This window comes from Collimonas sp. OK242 (assembly GCF_900107095.1).
Classification (GTDB): domain Bacteria; phylum Pseudomonadota; class Gammaproteobacteria; order Burkholderiales; family Burkholderiaceae_D; genus Collimonas.
In genome coordinates this window covers 40,753-64,871 of record NZ_FNOR01000015.1, presented here as the reverse complement: position 1 = coordinate 64,871, position 24,119 = coordinate 40,753, and the positions used below count along the sequence as shown (strand labels likewise).

At 59.1% G+C, this 24,119-nt stretch carries 25 protein-coding genes; 13 read left to right on the top strand and 12 right to left on the bottom strand.

All coding sequences use genetic code 11. The annotated features are described in order from the left end of the window. Positions 1–33: 33 nt before the first annotated feature. The 3 genes from BLV81_RS17165 (at position 34) to BLV81_RS17155 (ending at position 1,688) form a co-directional block, all read left to right on the top strand. On the top strand, positions 34–681 hold the full coding sequence (locus BLV81_RS17165; RefSeq protein WP_092358474.1) for a MarR family winged helix-turn-helix transcriptional regulator: 648 nt from the start codon (positions 34–36) through the stop codon (positions 679–681). Between the two features lie 215 nt (positions 682–896). Continuing rightward, positions 897–1,136: a thioredoxin domain-containing protein gene (locus BLV81_RS17160; protein ID WP_092358473.1), complete on the top strand. Its 240-nt coding sequence runs from the start codon at positions 897–899 to the stop codon at positions 1,134–1,136. 75 nt (positions 1,137–1,211) lie between these two features. Next, positions 1,212–1,688, top strand: a complete 477-nt coding sequence (locus BLV81_RS17155; RefSeq protein WP_092358472.1) for a TlpA disulfide reductase family protein — start codon at positions 1,212–1,214, stop codon at positions 1,686–1,688. Positions 1,689–1,717: 29 nt separating this feature from the next. On the opposite strand, the gene BLV81_RS17150 is transcribed toward BLV81_RS17155, so the two are convergent. The 7 genes from BLV81_RS17150 to BLV81_RS17120 all read right to left on the bottom strand — a co-directional run bounded on the left by BLV81_RS17150 (position 1,718) and on the right by BLV81_RS17120 (position 11,817). Beyond that, positions 1,718–4,483 (bottom strand): nitrate reductase, encoded by a 2,766-nt coding sequence (locus tag BLV81_RS17150; RefSeq protein WP_255365305.1) that lies wholly within the window; start codon positions 4,481–4,483, stop codon positions 1,718–1,720. 12 nt (positions 4,484–4,495) lie between these two features. Beyond that, on the bottom strand, positions 4,496–5,749 hold the full coding sequence (locus BLV81_RS17145) for an NAD(P)/FAD-dependent oxidoreductase (RefSeq protein WP_092358471.1): 1,254 nt from the start codon (positions 5,747–5,749) through the stop codon (positions 4,496–4,498). Continuing rightward, a complete protein-coding gene (nirD, locus tag BLV81_RS17140) occupies positions 5,746–6,093 on the bottom strand; it encodes a nitrite reductase small subunit NirD (protein WP_092358469.1) in 348 nt (115 codons plus the stop codon). Before nirD ends, BLV81_RS17145 begins: the two co-directional genes overlap by 4 nt. A 38-nt stretch (positions 6,094–6,131) precedes the next feature. Beyond that, the gene (nirB, locus tag BLV81_RS17135; RefSeq protein ID WP_092358467.1) at positions 6,132–8,708 is read right to left on the bottom strand and encodes a nitrite reductase large subunit NirB; all 2,577 of its coding nucleotides are present in this window, start codon (positions 8,706–8,708) and stop codon (positions 6,132–6,134) included. 11 nt (positions 8,709–8,719) lie between these two features. Continuing rightward, a complete protein-coding gene (locus tag BLV81_RS17130) occupies positions 8,720–10,045 on the bottom strand; it encodes an MFS transporter (protein WP_092358465.1) in 1,326 nt (441 codons plus the stop codon). A 312-nt stretch (positions 10,046–10,357) separates the two neighbouring features. Beyond that, a complete protein-coding gene (locus tag BLV81_RS17125; RefSeq protein WP_092358463.1) occupies positions 10,358–11,002 on the bottom strand; it encodes a LysE family translocator in 645 nt (214 codons plus the stop codon). Positions 11,003–11,076: 74 nt separating this feature from the next. Continuing rightward, complete coding sequence (locus BLV81_RS17120; protein WP_176992875.1) at positions 11,077–11,817, bottom strand: NIPSNAP family protein; 741 nt, start codon at positions 11,815–11,817, stop codon at positions 11,077–11,079. 214 nt (positions 11,818–12,031) lie between these two features. On the opposite strand from BLV81_RS17120, the gene BLV81_RS17115 reads away from it, so the two are divergent. Both BLV81_RS17115 and BLV81_RS17110 read left to right on the top strand, forming a co-directional pair. Next, on the top strand, positions 12,032–12,982 hold the full coding sequence (locus tag BLV81_RS17115; protein WP_092358459.1) for a helix-turn-helix transcriptional regulator: 951 nt from the start codon (positions 12,032–12,034) through the stop codon (positions 12,980–12,982). A gap of 203 nt (positions 12,983–13,185) precedes the next feature. Next, positions 13,186–13,635: a ProQ/FINO family protein gene (locus BLV81_RS17110; protein WP_176992874.1), complete on the top strand. Its 450-nt coding sequence runs from the start codon at positions 13,186–13,188 to the stop codon at positions 13,633–13,635. 65 nt (positions 13,636–13,700) lie between these two features. Here BLV81_RS17110 and BLV81_RS17105 read toward each other — a convergent pair whose 3' ends face one another. Both BLV81_RS17105 and BLV81_RS17100 read right to left on the bottom strand, forming a co-directional pair. Beyond that, entirely contained in the window at positions 13,701–14,111 is a 411-nt protein-coding gene (locus BLV81_RS17105; RefSeq protein ID WP_092358455.1) for a transposase, read from the bottom strand. A gap of 106 nt (positions 14,112–14,217) precedes the next feature. Further along, a complete protein-coding gene (locus BLV81_RS17100) occupies positions 14,218–14,769 on the bottom strand; it encodes an isochorismatase family protein (RefSeq protein ID WP_092358453.1) in 552 nt (183 codons plus the stop codon). 137 nt (positions 14,770–14,906) lie between these two features. Here BLV81_RS17100 and BLV81_RS17095 point away from each other — a divergent pair, with 137 nt between their 5' ends. Further along, on the top strand, positions 14,907–15,449 hold the full coding sequence (locus BLV81_RS17095) for a DUF1697 domain-containing protein (RefSeq protein ID WP_092358451.1): 543 nt from the start codon (positions 14,907–14,909) through the stop codon (positions 15,447–15,449). Between the two features lie 33 nt (positions 15,450–15,482). Here BLV81_RS17095 and BLV81_RS17090 read toward each other — a convergent pair whose 3' ends face one another. Then, positions 15,483–16,091, bottom strand: coding sequence for an NAD(P)-dependent oxidoreductase (locus BLV81_RS17090; RefSeq protein WP_092358449.1), 609 nt, complete (start codon positions 16,089–16,091; stop codon positions 15,483–15,485). Between the two features lie 115 nt (positions 16,092–16,206). Here BLV81_RS17090 and BLV81_RS17085 point away from each other — a divergent pair, with 115 nt between their 5' ends. Next, on the top strand, positions 16,207–16,617 hold the full coding sequence (locus BLV81_RS17085) for a winged helix-turn-helix transcriptional regulator (RefSeq protein ID WP_218134287.1): 411 nt from the start codon (positions 16,207–16,209) through the stop codon (positions 16,615–16,617). A gap of 88 nt (positions 16,618–16,705) precedes the next feature. On the opposite strand, the gene cqsA is transcribed toward BLV81_RS17085, so the two are convergent. Continuing rightward, on the bottom strand, positions 16,706–17,950 hold the full coding sequence (gene cqsA, locus BLV81_RS17080) for an alpha-hydroxyketone-type quorum-sensing autoinducer synthase (RefSeq protein WP_092358445.1): 1,245 nt from the start codon (positions 17,948–17,950) through the stop codon (positions 16,706–16,708). Positions 17,951–18,111: 161 nt separating this feature from the next. Here cqsA and BLV81_RS17075 point away from each other — a divergent pair, with 161 nt between their 5' ends. From BLV81_RS17075 to BLV81_RS17065, 3 genes are all read left to right on the top strand, one after another. Next, positions 18,112–19,431 (top strand): sensor histidine kinase, encoded by a 1,320-nt coding sequence (locus BLV81_RS17075; RefSeq protein ID WP_092358582.1) that lies wholly within the window; start codon positions 18,112–18,114, stop codon positions 19,429–19,431. A gap of 65 nt (positions 19,432–19,496) precedes the next feature. Further along, positions 19,497–20,504: a response regulator gene (locus BLV81_RS17070; RefSeq protein ID WP_092358443.1), complete on the top strand. Its 1,008-nt coding sequence runs from the start codon at positions 19,497–19,499 to the stop codon at positions 20,502–20,504. Between the two features lie 24 nt (positions 20,505–20,528). Continuing rightward, entirely contained in the window at positions 20,529–21,266 is a 738-nt protein-coding gene (locus BLV81_RS17065; protein ID WP_092358441.1) for a helix-turn-helix transcriptional regulator, read from the top strand. Here the strand turns inward: BLV81_RS17065 and BLV81_RS17060 are convergent. Next, a complete protein-coding gene (locus BLV81_RS17060) occupies positions 21,250–21,654 on the bottom strand; it encodes a hypothetical protein (protein WP_092358439.1) in 405 nt (134 codons plus the stop codon). The two genes, BLV81_RS17065 and BLV81_RS17060, sit on opposite strands and share 17 nt — an antisense overlap. A gap of 26 nt (positions 21,655–21,680) precedes the next feature. Here BLV81_RS17060 and BLV81_RS17055 point away from each other — a divergent pair, with 26 nt between their 5' ends. From BLV81_RS17055 to BLV81_RS17045, 3 genes are all read left to right on the top strand, one after another. Continuing rightward, the gene (locus BLV81_RS17055) at positions 21,681–22,253 is read left to right on the top strand and encodes a TetR/AcrR family transcriptional regulator (RefSeq protein WP_092358437.1); all 573 of its coding nucleotides are present in this window, start codon (positions 21,681–21,683) and stop codon (positions 22,251–22,253) included. Between the two features lie 148 nt (positions 22,254–22,401). Beyond that, positions 22,402–23,040, top strand: coding sequence for a glutathione S-transferase family protein (locus tag BLV81_RS17050; protein WP_092358580.1), 639 nt, complete (start codon positions 22,402–22,404; stop codon positions 23,038–23,040). A gap of 70 nt (positions 23,041–23,110) precedes the next feature. Then, positions 23,111–24,103: a pyridoxamine 5'-phosphate oxidase family protein gene (locus BLV81_RS17045; RefSeq protein WP_255365302.1), complete on the top strand. Its 993-nt coding sequence runs from the start codon at positions 23,111–23,113 to the stop codon at positions 24,101–24,103. Positions 24,104–24,119 lie beyond the last annotated feature (16 nt).

Genomic DNA, 24,119 nt, shown 5'->3' with positions numbered 1-24,119 from the left:
TTTGTCCCGGACCGACCCAGACGATAGTTGAACATGTCCCCTTTTGACGATATCAGCGTACCGATTGAAAGCCGCATCGCCATTGGCTTTGCGCGCATCGGCACGGCCATGCGCGGCAAGGCCTGGGAACGCTCTGTCGCCCAAGGCGTGACGCCGACGCAGGCTGATATCCTGGCCCTGCTGGGCGCGCGCGGCAGCGCATTGCGGCTGTCCTTGATCGCCGAGCAGTTAGCGATCAGCGCGGCGACAACTAGCGATGCGGTCAGCACATTGGTCAGCAAAGGCCTGGTGGAAAAAGCCCGGGCCGCTGACGATGGACGCGCAGTGGCGCTCAGCCTGACCCCGGCCGGCGCCGCGATGGCGACCGATGTCGCCAGTTGGAGCGGCTTTCTGGCGGCAGCGGCCAGCACCCTGGATGCGGCGGACAAAGCCAGTTTGTTGCGTCTGTTGATCAAGCTCATACGAGCGATGCAAGAGCGCGGCGATATAGCGACGATGCGCATGTGCGTGACCTGCAAGTACTTCGACCCGCATCGCTATAAAAACCCGACGTTGCCGCATTACTGCCATTTCGTCAAAGCGCCGTTTGGAGACCGCCATTTGCGGCTAGACTGCGCCGAGCATGATGCCGCCGACAGCACGACCATGCAGCGCAACTGGGCGGCCTATATCGGCTCTTGATTTTTTATTGCTCCAATTACTTAGGAGTCCTATATTTTATAAGCAAGGCCGATGCATGGCGTATTGCCGATGTGCAGAAATGAATTCAGTGTGGCGTCCGGCGCTTCGTGCGACCCGGACAAAGCCGAATAAAAGCGGGGGCTTGTGAAAAGAGGGACGCCTCGCAGCCCCTAACCCTTAGCTGTTCAATAGCTGCAACTTTGGAGTATTTGCATATGAAAACTAAAGCGATTTTTTACCATGCCGGCTGCCCTGTCTGTGTCGAAGCCGAACATCAATTGACGACCGCACTCGACCCGCTCCAGTTCGACGTCGAAATAGTCCATTTTGGCGAGCAAGCGGATCGCATCGCCGAAGCCGAACGATTCGGCGTGAAGTCGGTGCCGGCGCTGGTGCTGGGGGCGGCCGTATTCCATGTCAATTACGGTGCCTCGATGGCCGATGTGAAGGGATAAATAAATAGGCGGCGAACCGGCGTCCTGCGGGATGCCGGTTACTGTCCCGTCTGCGATCGGCATAAGGAAAACATCATGGCTGCACAGCTCGCCCCTGCATGGAAAATCACCCGCTGGTTCAATCGCGCAGCGCCGCTCGACCTGGCCCACCTGAAAGGCAAGGTCATCCTGCTGCATGCGTTTCAGATGCTGTGCCCTGCTTGCGTCCAGCTAGCCCTGCCGCAGGCACAGCGTATTTTTCAACAAGTCGATCCGGCTGATGTCGCCGTCATCGGCTTGCACACGGTATTTGAAAATCACGCGGTGATGACGGCCGAAGCGCTGGCGGTTTTCATCCGGGAAAATCGCCTGACTTTCCCGATCGGCATTGATGCGCCGGACGGACAAGACGGAATACCGCTGACGATGCGGGCCTACCAGATGCGAGGAACGCCAAGCCTGATATTGCTGGATCGGAAAGGCTGCCTGCGCTTGCATCATTTTGGCCACATCGACGATCTCGCGCTCGGCATCGTGCTTGGAAAATTGATGCAGGAACGCGGCCATGACTGAATCAGCTGCAACCACCGCCTATCGACAACTCATGCGGTTTCTTCCAGCAAAATTTCCGACAATAATTTTTTAATCTCGGGAACGCATGATCCGCAATTTCCGCCAGCCTTCAAACAGCTAGTCACCTGAGCCACGGTCGTCATGCCTTGCTTGCGCACCGCATCGCAGATGGTATTGCGACCGACCGAAAAACAGGAACACACCGTGGCTCCGGTGTCGGCGCCCTTTTCAATCGGCTGGCCGATCAACAGGCCGACCCGGTCGGCATCTTCCAGCTGTTCCTTGATGAACAAGCTCGCCAGCCAGGCACGCGAAGGCAAATCAGGACGCGGCGACAGGAACACGCAAGCGTCGATACGGTCATCGACCACATGCACGGCGCGATAGATGCCGGCGCTGGCATCCTCATATTCCAGCCAGTCGGCGTCGGCAGCGTCTACCCCCAGCAGTTTGGCGGCCCAGGCGCCATGATCGGCGATCGGACTGCGGCCCGCCAGTTCATAGCGATTAAAGCGCCGGCCCTGGATCCGCGTCCAATGCGTGACTTCGTCCAACGCCGGCTGGCTGCGGCTCAGCACAAAGCCATACCAGGACACCCGGAATTCTTCGACCCGCACCGGCGTGTGCTTGAACTCCGGCTCGCCCGAAACCGGATCGACTACCGGATTGACCAAGGCCCCCACCCGCGCATCCGAGGCCGACTGCCCATTCCAATGAATCGGTACAAAAATACTGCCGCGGGCGATGCCGCCGCCATGCTGCACCCGGGCCACCATCGCCCCCCAGCGGGTCGACACGCGCGCCAGCATGCCAGCGCGCACGCCATACAGCAGGGCGTCTTGCGGATGCATGTCGACGAAGGATTCCGGCACGTGATCGGCCAGCTTGGGCGACTTGCCGGTGCGCGTCATGGTGTGCCACTGGTCGCGCACGCGGCCGGTATTGAGACTCAGCGGATATTCGCTGTCGGGGGCGTGCTGCGGCGCCCGCGGCGTAGTGGCGATAAAGCGCGCCTTGCCGTCGGCATGGGCAAAGCGGCCATCGGCAAACAGCCGCGCCGTGCCCTGTTTTTCTCCAGACGGCGTGGCGACGACAGGCCATTGCACCGGTTGTAAAGCATCGAACCCGGCTTGGTCCAGGCCGCTCAAGCCAGTCAGGTTGAACACCCGGCGTTGACCGAAGGCGTCGCCATTGCGGAAGGCGCTCAAGCGGGTATGTTCGTCGAACACCTGGCGTACTGCGCTGAAATCGAAACCCGCATAACCCATGCGCTGCGCCACCTGGCACAGGATCTGCCAATCGGCGCGAGCCTCGCCCGGCGCGGGCAGAAAGGCACGCTGGCGCGAGATGCGGCGTTCCGAACTGGTGACCGTGCCGTCTTTTTCGCCCCAGCCCATGGCAGGCAACAAGACGTGCGCAAAGGCGTTGGTGTCGGTTTTTTCAATGATGTCGGACACCACCACCAGCTCGCATTTGGCGAGCGCACGCTGAACCTGGTCGGCGTCCGGCAGGCTGACCACAGGATTGGTGGCGATGATCCATACCGCCTTGACACGGCCGGCTTCGATCGCCTGGAACAGGTCTACCGCTTTCAAACCAGGCCGCTCCGCCATGCGCGGCGCTTGCCAGAAATCCTGCACCGTTTCACGATGACGGGGATTATCCAGATCCATATGCGCCGCCAGCATATTCGCCAGGCCGCCCACTTCGCGGCCGCCCATGGCGTTCGGCTGGCCGGTGATCGAAAACGGCCCCATGCCCGGCTTGCCGATGCGTCCTGTCAGCAGATGGCAGTTGATGATGCTGTTGACCTTGTCGGTACCGGACGACGATTGATTGACGCCTTGCGAGAAGGCAGTCACGACCTTTTGATTCGCTGCAAACCATTCGTAGAAGGTCTGCAAATCTTGCAGGTCTATTTTGCAAGCTTTAGCCACCGCGGCCGGGTCGGCGCATTCGACTTCGGCTGCTTCGAGCGCTGCAGCCAGGCCATTGGTGTGCGCTTCAACAAAGCCGGCATCGGCGGCATCGTGGCGCGCCAGGAAACTGAGCAAGCCGTTGAACAGCCAGACATCGCTGCCGGCCTTCAGCGGCAGGTGCAGATCGGCCAGTTCGCAAGTCGCGGTACGGCGTGGATCGATCACCACCAGTTTCATCTGCGGCCGCGTCTCCTTGATCTTGGCGATGCGCTGAAACAGGATCGGATGGCACCACGCGGTGTTGGAACCGACCAGCACCACCAGATCCGCCAGTTCCAGATCTTCGTAGCAAACCGGCACCAGATCGGCGCCGAACGCACGTTTGTGGCCGGCGACGGCGGACGACATGCACAGGCGCGAATTGGTATCGATATTGGCGCTGCCGATGTAGCCCTTCATCAGCTTGTTGGCGATGTAATAGTCTTCGGTCAGCAGCTGGCCCGAGACATATAGCGCAACGGCGTCCGGCCCGTGCTGGTCTATGATTGCGCGAAAACCCTGTGCGACTTTATCCAGCGCCGCATCCCAGGACACACGTTGCAATGGCTGTTGCTCATCGTCCTCCATCCGCATCTGCGGATACAGCAGGCGCCCATCCAGATCGACGGTTTCGCCCAATGCTGAACCCTTGACGCACAGCCGGCCGGCGTTCGATGCATGGGTTTCATCGCCGGCGATATCAACCTGGCCATCGCTGCGCAGCGTGGCGCGTACACCGCAGCCGACGCCGCAGTAAGGGCAGGTAGTCTGCGTGCCGCCCTGCTGGCTGGCAAGCTGGCTCGCGGCAAGCAAAGGAAAGGTCGGGACTGGATTCATATACGCTCCCGCTCAGGCAGCCTGGGCGCACAGCGCCTGGCCGAACAGCAATTGGCTACGCAGCGTAGAAATATCGGTGCGGTTCTGTATCATCTCGAAATACCAGGGACCATCCTTGACGTCGCCATACAATACCGCGCCGACGATATGCGCGCCCTTGATCACCAGCCGTTTATAGATGCCGCGGCGCGGGTCGCGCAACACCAGGTCTTCGCTGCCCTCGCCGCCGATGAAATCGCCGGCCGAATACAGGTCGACCCCGGTGACCTTGAGTTTGGTGGCGGTGGCTTGCTGCACGTAACGCCGATGGCCGGCGCCGGCCAGATGGGCGCCGCAGACGCGCGCCTGCTCCCAGATCGGCGCCACCAGCCCGAAGGTCGCCATGCGGTGCTGCACACATTCTCCCACTGCATAGATGCGCGGATCGTAGGTCTGCAAGGTATCGTCGACCACGATCGCACGTTCGCAATGCAGGCCGGCTTGTTGCGCCAGTTCGATATTGGGACGGACGCCGGCAGTCATGACGACCAGGTCGGCAGGGATTTCCGTGCCGTCCTTGAAGCGCACCGCAGTGACTTGTCCGGCGCCGGCGATTTCGGCAGTCTGGGCGTTCAGTAAAAAACGCAGGCCTTTTTGTTCCAAAGCCTTCTTCAGCAAGATCGCCGCAGACTTGTCGAGCTGCCTTTCCATCAGGCTGTCCATCACATGCACCACGGTGACATCCATGCCTTGCCGCATCAAGCCGTTGGCGGCTTCCAGGCCGAGCAGGCCGCCGCCGATGACCACTGCATGACGATGATTGCGTGCCGCCGTCAGCATGGTTTCCACATCCTGGATATCGCGGAAAGCGATCACGCCGGGCAGTTGATGGCCCGGCACCGGGATGATGAACGGCTTGGAGCCGGTCGCCAGCAGCAGGCGGTCATAACGCAATTCGACACCTGCGCGCGAACGCACGATGCGGCGCTGCCGGTCTATGATCGCCACCGGATCGCCGGCATGCAGCGTGATGCCGTGCTGCCGATACCACTCAGGCGTATTGAGCATGATGTCGTCCATGCTCTTGTCGCCCGCCAGTAGCGGCGACAGCAGGATGCGGTTGTAATTGCCGTGCGGCTCGGCGCCGAACACGGTGATGTCGTACAGATCCGGCGCCAGTTTGAGCAACTCTTCCACCGTGCGCATGCCAGCCATGCCATTGCCGATCACCGCCAGCGTTGGTTTTTTGGCGGGCGATGGCGCGGCGGTCGTTGCTTTCGTGTTCATGCACCTACCCAGACCTTGCCGTCGCTGATGCGGGCCGGATAGGCGCTCACCGAATGTTCCGGCGCTTCCAGGCATTCGCCGGTTTGCAAATCGAAATGCTGCTTATAGATAGGCGAAGCGACCACGATACGTTCTCCAAGGCTGCCGACCAGGCCGCGCGACAGCACCGCCGCCTCGGCGTTCGGATCGTAATTACCGATGGCGAACACGCGATGCTCGCCATCGATCACATGGAATACGGCAACCTGTTCGCCGTTGATCAGCGCACAGACGCCGGTATTCGGTACGATGTCGTCCAGCGGACAAACTGCAATCCAGTTACTGCTTTGATGGTCATGGTGCATGGCAGTTCCTTTAATTCCATTAGTAGCAATTAGTTCTGTTAAGCGGTTTCGACAGCTATCGGAATAGTGATGCGCTTGCGTTCTACTATCGTGGCCGGCCGAATCTGGCCGCGCTCTTCCATGAACACCACATTGCTGTCGGCCTGGTCGCTGTTGACGAAATGCTGGAAGCGCTTGCGCGTTTCGGCATCGGTGACGGCGTGCTTCCATTCGCATTCGTAGGTGTCGACCACGTGCTGCATGTCGGCTTCCAGCTCTGCCGCGATGTTCAGCTTGTCTTCCACCACCACCTGTTTCAGGTAGTCGAGGCCGCCCTCCAGGTTGTCGCGCCAGACGCTGGTGCGTTGCAGGCGGTCGGCGGTGCGGATGTAGAACATCAGGAAGCGGTCGATGGTCTTGATCAAGGTCGCCTTATCGAGATCGGACACCAGCAGTTCGGCGTGGCGCGGCTTCATGCCGCCGTTGCCGCAAACGTACAGGTTCCAGCCTTTTTCGGTGGCGATGATGCCGACGTCCTTGCCCTGCGCTTCGGCGCATTCGCGGGTGCAGCCGGAGACGCCGAACTTGATCTTGTGCGGCGCCCGCAAACCCTTGTAGCGGTTTTCCAGTTCGATCGCCAGGCCGACGCTGTCGTCGACGCCATAACGGCACCAGGTCGAACCGACGCAGGATTTGACGGTGCGCAGGGATTTGCCGTAGGCGTGGCCGGACTCGAACCCGGCCGCGATCAGCTCTTCCCAGATCAGCGGCAACTGCTCGACGCGAGCGCCAAACAAGTCGACCCGCTGGCCGCCGGTGATCTTGGTATACAGGCCGTATTTCTTGGCAACCTGGCCGACCGCAATCAAACCGTCCGGCGTGACTTCGCCGCCGGCCATGCGCGGCACCACTGAATAAGTGCCGTCCTTCTGGATATTGCCGAGGAAATAATCGTTGGAATCCTGCAGGCTGGCGTGTTCTTTCTTCAGCACGAAATCGTTCCAGCAAGAGGCCAGGATGCTGGCCGCCACCGGTTTGCAGATGTCGCAGCCGAGGCCCTTGCCGTGCTGTTCCAGCAAAGCGCCGAAGGTCTTGATCTGGCCGACTTTCACCAGGTGGAACAGCTCCTGGCGCGAGTAAGGAAAATGTTCGCAGACGTGGTTGTTGACGGCCATGCCCTGCTTCTTCATCTCCGCCTTCATGATCTGCGTCACCAGCGCCACGCAGCCGCCGCAGGAGGTGCCCGCCTTGGTGCAGCTTTTCAGGGCGCCTATGCTGGTGGCGCCGCCGCTCACTGCGGCGCACAGATCGCCTTTCGACACATTATTGCAAGAACAGATCTGGGCCGTCTCCGGCAAGGCGTCGACCCCGAGCCCGACCTTGGCCTGGCCATCGGCTTGCGGCAGGATCAGGAATTCCGGCGATGCCGGCAATTCGATGCGGTTGAGCATCATCTGCAGCAGCGTGCCGTATTCGCTGGCGTCGCCCACCATCACGCCGCCCAGCAGATATTTGCCGCATTCGGATACCACGATCTTCTTGTAGATCTGCTTGCGCTCGTCGGTGAACTGATAGGAACGGCTGCCGGCTTCCTTGCCGTGCGGGTCGCCGATGCTGGCGACGTCGACGCCCATCAGCTTGAGCTTGGTGCTCATGTCGGCGCCGGTGAATTCCGGCGTGGCCGCACTCACGCCGGTATCGGTAACAGGCTCTGCCAGCATATGCTTAGCGGCGATGCGCGCCATGTCATAGCCTGGCGCCACCAGCCCGAATATCTTGCCGTTCCACAGGGCGCATTCGCCGATCGCATAAATGTCCGGATCGGAGCTGCGGCAGCTGTTGTCGATCACGATGCCGCCGCGGTCGCCGACCTTGAGTCCGCTGTCACGCGCCAGTTCATCGCGCGGACGGATGCCGGCCGAGAACACGATCATGTCGGTATCGAGATGGCTGCCATCGTCGAAATTCATGCGGTGCGTGCCGGTTTTGCCGTCGACGATCTCCAATGTGTTTTTTTGGGTATGCGCTGTGACGCCCAGCTCTTCGATTTTCTGGCGCAGAATACGGCCGCCGCTTTCATCCACTTGCACCGCCATCAGGCGCGGCGCGAATTCGACCACATGCGTTTCCAGCTGCATGTCACGCAGCGCCTTGGCGCATTCCAGTCCAAGCAAGCCGCCGCCGATCACCACGCCGCTGCGGGACCGTTTGCCGCACTCCAGCATCGCTTCCAGATCTTCGATGGTGCGATAGACGAAACAATCCTTGCGCTGGTTGCCGGCCAGGGTCGGCACAAACGGATAGGAGCCGGTAGCGATCACCAGTTTGTCGTATGGCAGTGTTTCAATCGCGCCGTTGATATTGAAGGTAACGGTTTTAGTCGCGCTGTCGATCAGCTGCGCCTTGGCGTTCAGCTTCAGTGCGATATGTTGGTTGCCTTCGAAAAAGCCGGGCGCCACCAGCGACAGGTCTTGCGCCGACTTGCCGGCAAAAAATTCCGACAGATGAACACGATCGTAGGCCGGACGCGGTTCTTCGCACAGTACCGTGACTTCGATGCCTGGCGTGCCGGCATCCGCCAGGCATTCCAGGAATTTATGACCGACCATGCCGTGACCGATAACGATGATTTTCATGACGTCTTCCTTTATGCGCTCAGGCTTCTTGAGGCCAATGCACTGTTGTGCAATTCTTGTTCCTGCGCCTTGTGCTCGGGGCTGAAGCGCACCGCGATGGCGCACAGCGCCGAGACCGATACCAGCACGCCCAACATGGTCAGCGTCTGCTGGGTATCGCCCAGGCCCTTCATCAGGAAGCCGGCCGCCACCGCACCGACATTGCCGCCGGCGCCGATGATGCCGGCCACGCCGCCGAGCGCCTTGCGATCGATGAACGGCACCAGCGCATAAGTCGCGCCGCAAGCCATGTGGGTGAACAAGCCGAACGTCAGCATCGCCACCACCGCCAGCGCAACGCTGCCGGCATGGGCAAACCATAGCAAACCCAATCCTTCGCCCAGCATCAGCACGAACAGCAGGGCTGCGCGGCTATCCAGGTTGCCGCGCAATGCCGCCTTGTCTGACAGCCAGCCGCCCAATGCACGCGCAAACAGGGCCAGCAAGCCGAAACTGGCGGCGGCCATGCCCGCGCCTTTCAGCGACAAGCCGAAATGGTCGACGTAATAAATGGCAGCGATGTTGTGAATAAAAATCTCGACGCCGAAACAGGCGCCGTAAGTTACGAACAGCAGCCACACCCGGTAGTTGGCGCTGGCGGCGCGAAAACTGGCCCAGCCGCCTTTTTTTCCGCCCTCTATCGCCACGCCGCGGGCGCGCAAATCTGCGTAATTGCCTTGCGGGCAATCTTGCGTATAGCGCCAGTACAGCGCCGCCATGATCAGCATGAGCACGCCCGGCACCAGCAACGCCAGGCGCCAGCCCATGGTCTCGCTGACACCCAGCATCAGCAACGCTGCCACCAGCAACGGCATCAAGGCTTGCGCCGCGCCGCCGCCGGCATTGCCCCAGCCGGCCGAGGCGGCATTGGCGGTGCCGACCACGTTGGAGGCGAACATGACCGAGGTGTGATATTGCGTAATGACAAAACTGGCGCCGACCGCACCGATGCACAGGCGGAAGAACAGGAAGCTCTCATAACTCTGCACCATGGCCACGCCAAACACCGGCAACGCGCCTATCAGCAACAACCCGGTATAGGTCTTGCGCGGGCCGTAGCGGTCGCACAGCGGACCGACCAGCAGGCGCACCAATATCGTCACCGCCACCGCGGCGATATTGATATTGGCGATTTGCGCCATGCTCAATCCGAGCTGCCCCTTGATCAGCGGCATCAGCGGCGCGCAGGCGAACCACGCGAAGAAACAGACGAAGAACGCCATCCAGGTCAGATGAAAGGCGCGCATCTGCGGCGTACGCAGGCTGAAGAGTTGGATACTGGTCGCTTTGTTTGCCATTTTTTGTCTCTTTAAAAACAAAAAGGCGTCCTCTCGACCCAACCAGAGAGTGGTCGAGCCAAGAGGACGCCGTTGTCCAACAGATCCATCGTTGGACCTGCGTTAGAAAAGGTAGGATCTTCGTTGATCCTGTGACCTGATCTAATGCAAACGCCGTGCCATGATTCTAAGTACTTGATTTAGAACGATTTATCTATTTTATTAACAAAGAGAAACGGTACCCGCCGCGCCTTTGCAGCGCGCTGCATGGGATTCTTGCGTGAAAATGGTGCGCTGCAATCTATTTCGGTGCAGGCATCGACTGCGTCTAGATCAGATTGCCTGCCAACCCTCGATTCCGGTGAATATCCCGGCAGCAATCAGTAGCCCGCCGACCACCCGGGCGGCGATGAGACTGCCGCGCGGGTTGGTATCGAACCAGCTGCGGGTGCGGCTGGACAGGATGGCAATGATTCCGTACACGCCAACCTGGGTCAGCGCGGTGATGATCCACAGCACCAGTGCCTGGCTCCAGATCGGGCCGGCATCGATTTTCAGGAATTGCGGGAAGATCGCCAGCATGAAGACGTAGGCTTTCGGATTGAGCAAACTGGTCAGCATGCCTTGGTAAAAGGTGGTTGCAGGCGCCTTGGCTAGCGCCTGCTCCGAGGTCGGCGCAAAGTGAAAGCCGCTCTCGCTGCGCAACAGCGAGCAGCCGATCCAGGCGATGTAAGCAGCGCCAGCCAGCAGCACCAGATTGAACAAGCTTGGCCAAAGCTTAAGCACCACCGCCAGGCCCAGCGCGCCCATGGTCATGTGACAGACGCCGCCGGCGACGATCCCGGCCACCGCCGCCAGGCCTGAGCGCCGCCCGCCGACCAAGGCGCTCGCCAGGACGAAGGCCATATCCAGCCCTGGCAACACGATGACGCCGAAGACAATCATGAAGTAAAGCCAGAGATTGACGGATTGATGCATTTTAATTTCTCCTGATATGGAATTGGTAAGAGGTTTGAACAAAAATTTGAAGCACCGCCTTGGAGCGGCCTCGGCTATTCCGCCAGCCAGCGCAGGCGCGAGCGCTTGGCTGGATCGAGGATCACCAATTCCGGCGCCGATCTGAGCAAGCCGTCGGCTGCCAGTTCCCTGGCAGCGCGATCGGCCAGCGGATAAAATTTGCTTTCCAGCTGCTGGTCGTCCTTGGCAATCCCCAGCCACACCAGGTAAAGACCGTCGGTCCTGACCGGCAGCTGCGGGAAATTATTTTTCGCATCGAGCGTCACCAACAACCCCGCTTGGCGTACGCCGGCAGCCTGGTAGGCGGCGAAGATCGATGCTGCCTGGCGCGCAAACAACTTGACGTCGTCGGCCTTGAGCGCAAAAATTTGCGCCACCACCACGCCCTGCGCACCCTGTGTTTCGCACACCGGATCCACTGCCGGTAACGTGCTGACGCCACTGTTCTGGTGCAACGGCCGCAGCAGCATCACGTTATCGCTGTCGACGATCAGGTCGTTCAATGTGGTCCGATGCTCTTTCCACACCGGTCCGTAGTAGAAAGCGCTGTTGACGATGGCGCGGGCGTCCATGTCCTTGAAGCCGCGCAGCCAGGTAAAGGCATTGGGATTCTTGCGTTCAAAGAACTGGCCAAGGGCCAGCGCGCCGAGCTGCTGGAAGGCTTCCGGGAAAAAGCTTTCGAAATAGGCGGCGAAGTTAGCCCGGGCGCCGTCCTTGATCTGATATCGGCGCAATTCGATCACCTGGAAATCGTTGAGATGACTGATGTTTTGCATGGCGTGTCGCCCATTGGCTAGAGAAGCAGGGGGAGTTGCGGGACATTGTGCAAATGTCGCCGCGTACATTGCAAAAAGCAGGAAAATCCCGGCGATGAAACGGTGCATGGTCGTCCTCCTGCTCACGGTTGGCTTACATTTTTTTGTTGCTGGAACCGAAGATAAAGTCTATTTAGGACATAATCAGTCCTATATATAAAATATCCTGCGAAGCATGTACCACCCAACTACACGCGTGCTGGCAGTGCTGGAGCTGCTGCAAACCCATGGCCGGATGAGCGGGGCCGAGATGGCGTCGCGCCTGGAGATCGACGGCCGCACGCTGCGCCGCTATATCGTGACCCTGGAGGAAATGGGGATTCCGATCACCACCGAGCGCGGACGCCATGGCGGTTACGCATTGATCGCCGGCTTCAAGCTGCCGCCGATGATGTTTACCGATGACGAGGCGCTGGCTTTATCGATCGGCTTGCTGGCGGCACGCAGCCTGGGCCTGGCTGAAGCAGCGCCGGCGGTGGCCAGCGCCCAGGCCAAGCTGGAGCGGATCATGCCGGCCAATCTGAAACGTCGTGTCAGCGCCGTCGACGAGACGATCAAGCTCGATCTGTCGCAAGCAGTCTCGCCGGCAGACAACGCTGCTTTGGTGGCGCTCAGCGCGGCCGCGCAAAACAGGCGGCGGGCGCATCTTCACTACCGCAGCGCCAGCGGCGACGACAGCGAGCGCGATTTCGACGCCTACGGCCTGGCCTATCGCGGCGGCCGCTGGTATGTGGTCGGCATGTGCCATTTGCGCAAGGATCTGCGTTCATTCCGGCTGGACCGTATCGGCCAGGTGCAATTGCTGGAAACAAGCTTCACGCGCCCCGCCGAGTTCGACGCCCTGGCCCACCTGGCGTTTTCGGTAGCCACCATACCGCGTGCGTTTGCAATCGAAGTGCTGTTGAAAACCGATCTCAAATCGGCGCGTGAACAGTTGTTCGACGCTATCGGTATCTTCGAGCAAACGGAGGACGGCGTGCTGGTCCACAGTCAAGCCGATGAGCTCGACTGGTTTGCCCGAGAGTTGGCGCGTATGCCTTTCGCATTTGAGATACGCCATCCGCCCGAGCTGCGCGATGCGCTCAGGATCTGCGCGCAAAGATTGTTGGCGCAAATAGAAAAATAGCGCCTGTCAACAATGACAGTATATTGGCCAGCTGCTGCGATGTAGAGTGCATGCGATGGCTGTTGGCGGCACCAAGCTTCTCCGCAGAACAACAACCTGAAGTGAAAACATCGCTGCATGCCGGAAAACATGGCTGATAGCAAGGGCTTGGGGGCATTCGCGTGATATCCTAGGCGTTCTAAAACACACCGCTTTTGTTGTCAATGAATACACCTGTTGTTGCATCCACTCCCAACCCTGTTCAAACTGCACGCGTCCTGCTCAAGGAACTCCAGGAAAAATACACGGTATTTCGCGACTATCTGCCGCTTGCCATCGGCATCGACAAGCAACTTATCGCGCTGTCTCCCGAAGTCAACCGCAAGACCTTGCGCATAGCATTGGGCATGCATACCAACTCGCTGCGCTACCTCAAAGGGATGGAAAAGGCGACCCACAGGTTCGACCTTGAAGGCAACAGCACGGACGAAGTTACGGCAGTCCACCGTACCCATGCTACCGAAACGCTGCGCGAACGTTTCAAGAAAAACGCCGAACAGCGCAAGGCCCAGCGTGCCGCCGAGGCAGCGCAGGAAGCAGCCGAAAAAGCCGCGCGCCAGCATACCGAAAAACTCAACCAGCTTACGGCAAAGTTCTCGCGCAATCGCGGTTGACGCGCTTAAGTCAGCCCGCTCGGCTGAATCAGCCAGGGCCTGTTAGCAATCAGAACCGGCGTTCGCTATCGTACTTTCCTCTTCTTAGAAGATGCGTTGGGCTGCGCCTTGCCGCCCAGCTTCGCATGGTAGGCAATCCTGTTGTTTTTGTTTGCCAGCCGTCGCTTCGCGCGCCGGGTGTGTTCGTCGCCAAACGCGACAATCGGGTTCAGTATTTTTTGCAATTCGCTGTCGTCGCTCAGCTGATTCGCCAGCTGCCGCCAGATGTCGGCCTGGTTCCAGCGCATGAAACGTACATAGGAATTCTGCCATCGGCCGAATTCCGGCGGCAAGGCCGACCACTTGGAGCGGGTGGTCACAATCCAGAGTATCGCTTGCAGGAACAGGCGATTGTCGCGGCCGGTAGCGCCAGGATCGGCTTCACTCCCCAACAACAACGGTTTCAGTTTTTGCCACTGCTCTTCTCGAAGGTCCATATCGTGCTTTGATGACGGTTATCAAACTGCTCACGCTATTTTTGATCATTTCGAGTAAAAAATACATAAGGGATGACTGAATCCTGCTGGTGCGGACAACACCGGACTATTTGATCAGCTTCAGTATTTCGCGAAATTTGGGATGGTTGCTGTTGCCCATCCATTCGAACATCAGCATTTCGCTGCTGACGATTTCAGCGCCGGTGCCACGGGCACGGTCCATCGCGGCGATCTTGTCGCTGCTCCGGCGCGAACCGATTGCATCGCTCACCAGCTTTACCCGCCGTTGCCGATGCAGCAAACCCAGCGCCGTTTGCAACACGCAGACATGGGCTTCACAGCCAAGCACGATCAAATCGTCCCTGCCGCCTTCATCACTGCATATCAAGGCTTCCATGAATTCGGCCTGGGCGCATGCATCGAAACTGGATTTTTCTATGGTTCGATCCAGCAGCGCATGAATCGGGGCAACGGTGGGTCCCAGCCGCAACGGTTGCTGCGCAGTGCCGATCACGGGAATGCCTAACAATCTCGCTGCCTGCGCCAATATCACCGCGCGCTGCATGACTTGTGCGCCGTCGAGAATCGCCGGCATCAGTTTTTCCTGCAGATCGACGATGATCAGCGTTGCGCGCGAGGCGTCACTTAGATAGGTCATAGCTTAGTTGCTTATATTGGCTGCTGAATGGTTTGAGCATATCTGGTTTTATACCATGCCCGACATACGCTATGATCACCTGAATAACCGTTTTATCCGGCCACAGGAAGATGACTAAACCGAACAGACGCACTGTCATGAAATACGCTGCCTTTTTCCGCAATCTCAATCTGGGGCGGCCAAATTGTCCGAACAGGGCGCAACTGGAAGCGGCGTTCATCAGCGCCGGCGCAGATACCGCTACTTCATTCCTGACCAACGGCACCGTGGTCTTTGTCGCCGGGAGCAACGCTCGAGCAGCGAAAATCCTCTCCCTGGCGCGCCAAACTTTGCAAGCGGAATGCGGGCTCACGGAACCGGCCTATATTCGCAGCGTCGACTATCTCGCCGAGCTGGTAGCGCTTGATCCGTTTGCCGTCGTCGACCGTGAGCAGGTCTACGAATGCTGCGTTTCTTTCCTGCATGCCGACAGCAGCATCACGCCGGCTTCGCTCCCTTTGGAGTCGAAGCGGCGCGACCTGGAAATATTCCGCTGCACCAGCTCGGAAGCACTGAGCGTCAGCAAAAAGATCGGCAATAGTCCGGGTAGTCCGAATGCTTTTCTGGAAAAACTGCTGGGTTTGCCGGCTACCACCAGAAGCTGGAACACCGTGCTGCGCCTGGTTCGGAAACACGGCTGATGCCGAGGGCTGACACCGAGGGCTGACGCCGGGTCAATAAGCCACGGTGAAACGCTGGCGCAGATGCTTAGGCTGTTCGATTTCGTCCAGTAAAGCAATCGCATAATCTTCCATAGAAATCTGGCTTTGTCCTTTCTCATCCGCCAGCAACTGATCCCGGCCAATCCGGAATTTGCCGCTGCGCTCACCGGGAGCGAACATGGCCGGCGGCGACAGGAACGTCCAATCCACTGCGGTTTCCGCCCGCAGGTCATCCAGAAATTGTTTGCCCGGCACGGCTTCCACCTTGTACTCGGCCGGGAAATCCGGGCTATCCAGCAAAATGACGCCGGGCGCCACTTCCAGGCTGGCGGCGCCGCCGACCACCAGCAAACGCTGGACCCCGGCGCTCTTGACCGCTTGCAGCAGAGGCGCCGCTTTCAACACCCGGAATTGCGCCGCACTGACCACTGCATCGTGACCGCGAATCAGGGCTGCCAGTTGCTCAGGCTGGGTGGCGTCGCCCTGATGCAGGTCGACGCCGGCTGGCGCCGCCTGAGACGTCGAGCGGGCGATACCTGTCACGCTGTGGCCGCGCCGCAGCGCTTCGGCGGCAATCCGGGAACCGGCACGGCCGGTAACGCCGATGATGGCAATCTTCATGATGCAATCCTTTCAGTGATGGCTGGAACGCAACAACCTTGGTAGTTATTTAAAGTAACCAGTATAATTATTTCGAACTTATGCGCAAGAAGGCACTTTGATGAACGATAGGAACATGCAAGTAACCCCCATCCGGCCGATCTCCGGGGTAAACCGCGGCAAGGGGCGTCCCAGCGCCCGCGAAGACCTGCCCTGCCCGATCCGGGATGTGCTGGACCGTATCGGCGACGCCTGGAGCGTGCTGGTCATCACCACGCTGGAACCCGGTCCGGCCCGCTTCAACCAGTTGCGACGCCAGGTTGAAGGTATTTCGCAACGCATGCTGACGGTGACTCTGCGCCATCTGGAACGCGACGGGCTGGTGTCGCGCACCGTGATTCCGAGCACGCCGCCGCAGGTTGAGTATGCCCTGACCGCAACCGGGCGCTCGCTGTGTTTGCCGCTCAAGGTGCTGGCCGAATGGGCCGGCAGCCATCAAGCGCTGATCCGCGGTGCGCGCCGGCAATACGATATTGGTGCCAACTGAAACTTTCCCGAAGACGGCAGACCTCCGGGAAAGACCGGCAACGCGGCGCTTGTCCTCCAAAATCCCAGCCCCAATAAAACCGCCAAAATCAAGCGATCACAGCAGCCCTGCGGCGGCTGGACGACCAGTCGGCCAGACCCACTTTGTCACGGATGGCGGCGCATCCCCGCAAGATCTGCTGGATTTCTACCTCGGTCAGGCCGGAGTTGAGCGTCAGCCTGACCACTGAACGGTTTTTGGGAGTCGCCGGAGCGCAAAAAACCGCACCGAAAATACCCTCCTCCTCCAACGCTTTGCGCAAGATCTGCGTCTTCGGCTCCGTTCCGGCTTCCAGTGCAATGATTTGCTCCGTACCGTCGCTGACGTTGTAGCCCAATGCGCCCAAGCCATCGCGAATGCGCCGCGCGTTGCGCTGCAGGGCAAGGCGTCGGCCATCTGCATTCCGGATGAATTCCAGCGCAGCATCGAACCAGGCAAGTTCGTGCCGCAGCATGCAGGAACTGAAAATGGCGGGGCGAGAGGTGGCCAAGAAATAACCTTTGAATTTACTCGAACAGGTAATGAATCCGGCGCGCCCGCCAAACGCCTTGGCCAGCGATGCGGTACGAAAATGGACGCGGTCGGACAAGCCCATCTGCATTACCAGGCCGGCCCCTTGCGGTCCATGCGTGCCGAGCGAATGCGATTCGTCCACCACCAGGATGCTGCCGCTGTCCTCGGCGACCGCCACTACCTCGGACAGCGGACATACGCTGCCGTTGACGCTGTAGACCGAGTCGACCACGATGATGCCGGCTCCGTGCTTGCGTACTTGCCGCCGCAGATGCTCAACCTCATTGTGCAAGAATGGCACCGGACGCGCCTGCGCCGCATGCACGCCCTCCCACAAGGAAGCATGGGCCTGCATGTCCAGGTAGACCGGCACACCTGGACCGGCAATGGTTTGCAACAGGCCGACGTTGGCGCTCCAGCCGGATTGCGTGATCAATCCGTCTTCCGCCCCCATGAAACCTGCCAGCTTTTTTTCCAGGCGGGGCTGCGCGCTGCCTTCCCGTATGAATACCGTCGACATCAGCAGGTCTGCCTCGCCGCTCATGAGGCACGCTGCCTGCGCCGTGATCAACTGCGGTTCGGCAGCGATGCACAGATAATCGTTGCTGGATAAATAGATCGCATTCGGCCCGGGTAAGCCCCACTGAAGCAAATGTTCGCCGCCCCACAGTTTTTCCATGCGCTCTATGTAATACTCATCCAGCCGGGAAGATACAAAGGCTGGTAAACGCTGTTCTGCAGCCAGGATCAAAGGTTCGTGGTAGCTTGCTGTTAATGGCATGGTTTTCTCCCTATACTTTCGGATGAAATACCAAACAGAGCCGCCATGTCCCTGTCTGGAACGTGGAATCAGTTTTTGCATCAGGCGTAGAGGATCAGCCGCTGGTCTTCACCTCATAATATGGTTATATGAAAATCCGTCAGGCCAAATGTTTGATTCCCATGACTGAAAACAACAGCAGTTGGAAAAACCCGCCTTGGCGCGCTTGGGAGCGCGCTGCTAACCGCTGGTGGCAGAGTATCAATACCCAATTCAACGACATGACCAATCGCGTGGCTTACCTTGCGTGGGTTGCTGTCGTCGGCATGCCTTTGTTTTACGTGGTCTGGGCGTACTGGTTTCCGCAGCCGTATGAAAACCTTAGTCTGCGCCTTTTTTGCGCCGTCCTCTGCGCGCCAATTATTTTTACTCGCCAGCTGCCCCACAGAAAGTGGCTGGCGGCTTATTTTTTTGTTTGCCTGACTTTCGGGCTGCCGTTTTTTTTCACTTTCATGTTCCTCATGAACGATGGCTCATCGGTCTGGGCACAGTCATTGCTGATCGCTCTGATCCTTCTGTTTCACTTCGACACGACCCTGGCTATCCTGGCCTATATCATGGGAACGACCCTGGCTTATCTGGCTTATGTTGCGGTCCACGGCAGGATCATGCCGTTAAGCTATCAGGTAGTGGAGCAATTGCCGATCCAGCTGTTTGCCGTCTTTACCGTATCGCTGGCCAAGGTCGGCAGAAAAGTCCTGGCGCAAGAGAAATTGGCAGGCATGGCGACCGCATTGTCGACGGTTTCGCACGAGCTGCGCACCCCCTTACGCAGCATCAACGCCAATGCGCGCGGCTTGAACCGCCTGCTGCAAGAAAATGCGGACCGGACCTCGCCCAACCAGATCCCGATGGAAAAAGCGCTGGCGCGTATCGAGCTTGAAGTCCGGCACATGAACAACGTGATCGACCTGTTCCTGTTGAGCGCCTCGACCGGCAGGGAGAACCTGATACCGAAAGACATCGTCTCGATGGCGTCGGTAGTGGAACTGATGATGCAACGCTATCCGTTCGCCAATCAGGAGCAGCGCGATCTTGTCGCCGTCACGGTCCGCTCCGATTTTCGTTTGCTGGGGCAAAGCGAGTTGTGCTCGATGGTCCTGATTAATTTGCTGCGCAATGCGCTGACCTCGATCCAGCGCGTCGGCAAGGGCCGTGTGCGGATCGTGCTGGACGGCGCCCGGACCCGGCCCAGGTTGTTGTTTATAGATACCGGCTGCGGCATCGAGGCAGGCCGCGCGTCACAGATTTTCGAGCGCTTTTACGCCTACCCGGAATCCAGCGGCACCGGCATCGGACTCGCGTTTTGCAAAGACGTACTGGAGGCCTGGGGGGCACATATCCGCGTGATTTCGCGGCCGCTCGGCTATACCATTTTTGTGCTGGATTTTCCGCCTATAGTGCAACAAAAAGCAGCAGACATGCGCACTCTGTTAAATTAACTGTCTTTCCATATCAAGCGCATCCAGGTGCATTACATCGCTCCTTGCGCCTGCAACGTCTCAATATGAATATTTCATTACCTGTTTATCAACATCCAACACTGACCGTCCTGATCGACGATAGCCAGAGTTTCCTCGACAGCCTGGCTTTCCAGCTGCCGCCGCATATGGCGCGCAAAGTGTTTCACGATACACAGGCCGCCCTGGAGTGGCTGCGCGACGCCTATCGGCATTCGCCCAGCAAGAGCCAGTCGATCCGGGTCAATTATGACGAACAGTCATTTTCGTTCGACCGGCGCACCGTGGCGGTCGATATCGATCAGATTTACCGGCAATCCATGAACCGCCAACGGTTCATGTTGCCTTCAGTGCTGGTAATCGACTACGCGATGCCGCAAATGAACGGGCTGGCATTTTGCGAGGCGGTGCGCGACCTGCCCTGCAAAAAAATCCTGTTCACCGGCCAGGCCGACGAAAAGATCGCCATCGACGCTTTCAATCGCGGCCTGATAGACCGCTTCATCAAGAAAAGCGACCACGACGCGCTCGATCATCTGGAGCTGGAAATTCGCAGCCTGCAGAAGGAATTCTTCCACGCCCAGTCACTGACCCTGAAAGACCTGCTGTCGCGCCATTCGTATACCTTCCTGTCGGATCCGGCAATGGCGGCGCTGGTTGAGCAGTTCTGCAAACGGCATGGCTTTGTCGAATATTATCTGTTTCCCAATCCGACCGGCATCCTGTTCTTTGATATGCAGGGCAAGGCGACGCTGATGGTGGTGGAAACCGAAGCCAGCCTGATGTCGCAGCTGGAAGTAGCACAGGATTACGGGGCGCCGCTGGAATTGCTGACGGGTTTGCGCGAAATGCGTCTGGTGCCGTTCTTTTCCGACAGCGACGGCATGTATACGGACGCCATACGCCACGATTGGCTATCATACTGTCTGCCGGCCCAGATTTGTTTCGGCACGCAAGAGTACTACTGGGCGCTGTTCGATTTTCCCAAGCATTATTTACGTGAATCTTTTTACTCATTGGCGGATTTTTTGCGCGATCAATCCGCCGACATATAAAATCCTAGAGCACAAAAAAAATCCATGCTGCGAAATCAAACCGCTCCTCGAATATCCGCTCCGGATCTGCTGCAAATAGTGCAGGCACCCGATTGGGAGCAATTGCGCTCATGCATGCAGCGTCTGCTGGCGCCGCTCGGCATTTGCGATTTCATGCTGCAGACGGAGATCGCCAATGTCAACGGCGCTTCGCAGATGGAGTTGTTCGGCAGTTTGCCGAATGCCGTGTTGCAGCAATTCAGCCTGCCTGCAGAAGACCAGACGGATCCGGTCCGCCAGCATCTTGCGCGCTCCCGCCTGCCGCTGAGCTGGCAGGTCGAACAGTTGTGCTTGCTGCATAGCGGTCATGTCTACCCCTTGTTGAAAACCATGGGCGTGACACAGGGCATGAGTCTGGCAATTCACAGCAAACACGCGGCAAGTCGCCTCGACTTCTATAGCAATGCGGTGCGCCAGGAAGCGCTGCCGACGAGCGCCCAGGCTGATGCCCTGCTGCTCGGCGTCCATTTGCAGGAAGCTGCCGAATTATTGTGGCGCAAGGCGGCGCCAGACCAGGGGCCGATGCTTTCAGCGCGCGAGCTCGAATGCCTGCGCTGGAGCGCTGACGGCAAGACCAGTTCCGAAATCGGGCTGATCCTGGGCATATCTCAACGTACGGTATATTTCCACATGAAGAACGTGGCGATGAAACTGGGCGTCTACAGCACCCGCCATGCCATTAGCAAGGCGGTCATGATGGGTATCATCAAACCCGATACCTGATGTGCTGCGGGTCGCATTCTGCCGCGATTGAATGGATAGAAGCTAAGACAAGGCAGACATTCCGTTCCATGCCCGTCTTGCCGGCCGATTGCATCGCAGCTGGCCGATGCTTTCTCTGATCCCGCGCAGAGCGTGCCCCCGATTTAGCTATGTGGTCGCCGCCGATCTGCTCGCGCAGGCGCTGGGCCAATGCGGCGCTGACGGCGCTGGAGCGGCCCATCCAGCTCCAGCGCCGCCGCGGTCGAGGAAATATTCCGTTCACTGCCGTCTGCCGCAGAAGGCCGGCGCTCGTTGCATACGCGCCGGCAGCGAGACATGAACCGGTGAATTTGCGCATGGGGTCCTTGCTGTTTTGCTTTTTCACCACTACATTGATAACAACGAACATTCGGTACAACCATCCGGTACAAAATCATGCCTGTAGCCACCCTTACCCGCGACGAAGTCGTCGAACGCATCCTGGCCGCCTTTCGCCGCTACGGCTATGAGGGCAGCAGCTTGTCGCGCCTGTCGGCAGCCACCGGCCTGGGCCGCTCCAGCCTCTATCATTACTTCCCAAACGGCAAGGAAGACATGGCGAGCGCCGCGATGGGCGCGGTCGGGACCTGGTTTACCCAGCATGTGCTGTCGACGCTGAACAGCCATGAGGCATCTGCCATCCGCTTGCAGCGTTTCGCCGGCAAGTTGACGGAATATTACGCCAACGGCATGGCGCCTTGCCTGATGGATGTGTTCACTATCGGCGAAGCCGGTTCGCTGTTCCAGCAACACCTGGGCGGCCGCATGCGGGCGCTGATGGCCTTGCTGGCGGCGGTGGCGGAAGAGGCCGGCGTCGATAAGGTCGAGGCGGCGGTGAGGGCGGAGAATGCCGTGGTGGCGATCCAGGGATCGCTGATCGTCTCGCGCGCTTTGGATAGCAACGGCCCGTTCTTGCGGATGATAGAAAACTTCCCTGCCATCTTGCTTGGTCCCCAGGCGGCCGAGTAATTTTTCTGGATTTCCTGTTTTTACTTGACAGGCTGGTTTTGCCTTTGTATTGTACCGATTGTTCGGTACAGAAACATGCAATTCCCTCATGCATCGTTTGCGGTGCATCTCATTCAAGCCGTATATTCAAGCCAATCAGGAGTCCACCATGCCAGTCGCCCGCCCAGCCCAGCCGATCCGTCTTTATCGTGCCGCATTGTCCGGCCATGCCCACAGGGTGCAGCTGTTTCTGTCCTTACTGGATTTGCCGTTTGAAATGATCGATATCGACCTGCGCGCAGGCGAACACAAAAAACCTGAATTTCTGGCCAAAAACCCGTTCGGCCAGGTCCCGGTGATTGAAGATGGCGAGGTCAAGCTCGCCGATTCGACTGCCATCCTGGTCTATTTGGCAAGCAAGTACGGCGAGGCCAGCTGGCTGCCGCGCGATCCCCTGGGAGCGGCAACCGTGCAACGCTTTCTCTCGCTTGCCGCCGGCGAAATCTACCGGGGTCCGGCCAGCGCTCGCCTGATAGCCCTGTTCGGAGTGCCGCTCGACCATGATGCGGCCTGTGCCACCGCCAGGCAGCTGTTTGCGATTCTGGAACAACATCTAGCCAGCCATGTGTTCCTGGCCGGCACACAGGCGACTATCGCCGATATCGCGGCTTACAGCTATATAGCGCATGCTCCGGAAGGCGGCGTGGCGCTGGATGGCTATCCCAATATCCGCGCATGGCTGGCCCGGATTGAAGCGCTGCCGGGCTTTGTCGCCATGCAGGCTAGCCGGCCGCCGCTGGCAGCCTGAGACCATGTGCCCTAATCGCACGTGGATCAGGGCTCGCTACCGCGCAAAGATATGCACTAGGAGGTGAACCATGTCCCGCCCTGAAATGATGGCAGCCGAAGATAGCGCTTTCCACAGCGGCGAACGCGCAGTGCAGCAGCGCGTCGGCGTACTGGAAAAGATGGCGTCTCGCAGCCATGTAATCCGCAGCTTCATGCCAGACCAGCATCGCGAGTTCTTTCAGCAGTTGCCGTTCCTGATCGTCGGCAGTATCGATGGACAGCAGCAGCCGTGGGCGTCGATAGTGATAGGCGCACCCGGTTTCGTGACGTCGCCGGACCCGGAGCATCTGGAGATAGATGCGCAGGTTTTGCCGGCCGATCCGCTGCAGCTGAACCTGGCCGACAATGCGACCATCGGCTTGCTGGGAATCGAACCGCATACGCGCCGCCGCAATCGCATGAACGGCAAGGTCGAGAAACTGAACCCGGCAGGATGGACGGTGAAGGTAGATCAAAGCTTCGGCAACTGTCCGAAATATATCCAGGCGCGCCGGCCCGGCTTTATCGAGAACGCCAACGCAACGGCGCCGGCGGTTCATCGCACGCAGCAACTCGACGCTGCGATGCAAGCACTGATCGCTGCAGCAGATACTTTCTTCATTGCTACGGCGTATTCGGGTAACTCTGTGGACGAACCTGCGACTGCCCCCGGGTCCGCGGATCGTCAACACGGCGTTGACGTTTCGCACCGTGGCGGCAAACCCGGCTTTGTCCGCATCGATGACGCCATGACGCTGACGGTGCCTGATTTCGTCGGCAATTTTTTCTTCAACACCATCGGCAACCTGGTCAAGCATCCGCGGGCGGGCCTGCTGTTCATCGATTTCATCCGCGGCGATCTGTTATATCTGGCGGTCACTGCCGAGCTGATCTGGGATGGCCCTGAAGTCGCGGCCTTCAAAGGCGCCGAGCGTTTGCTGCGTTTCCATGTGGAGCAGGCGATACGGGTTGAAGCCTCCTTGCCGCTGCGCTGGAGCGAAGCGGAGCCGTCGCCGGCGCTGGCGCCGATGGGCTCCTGGTAGTCATGTAAAAAGCCGG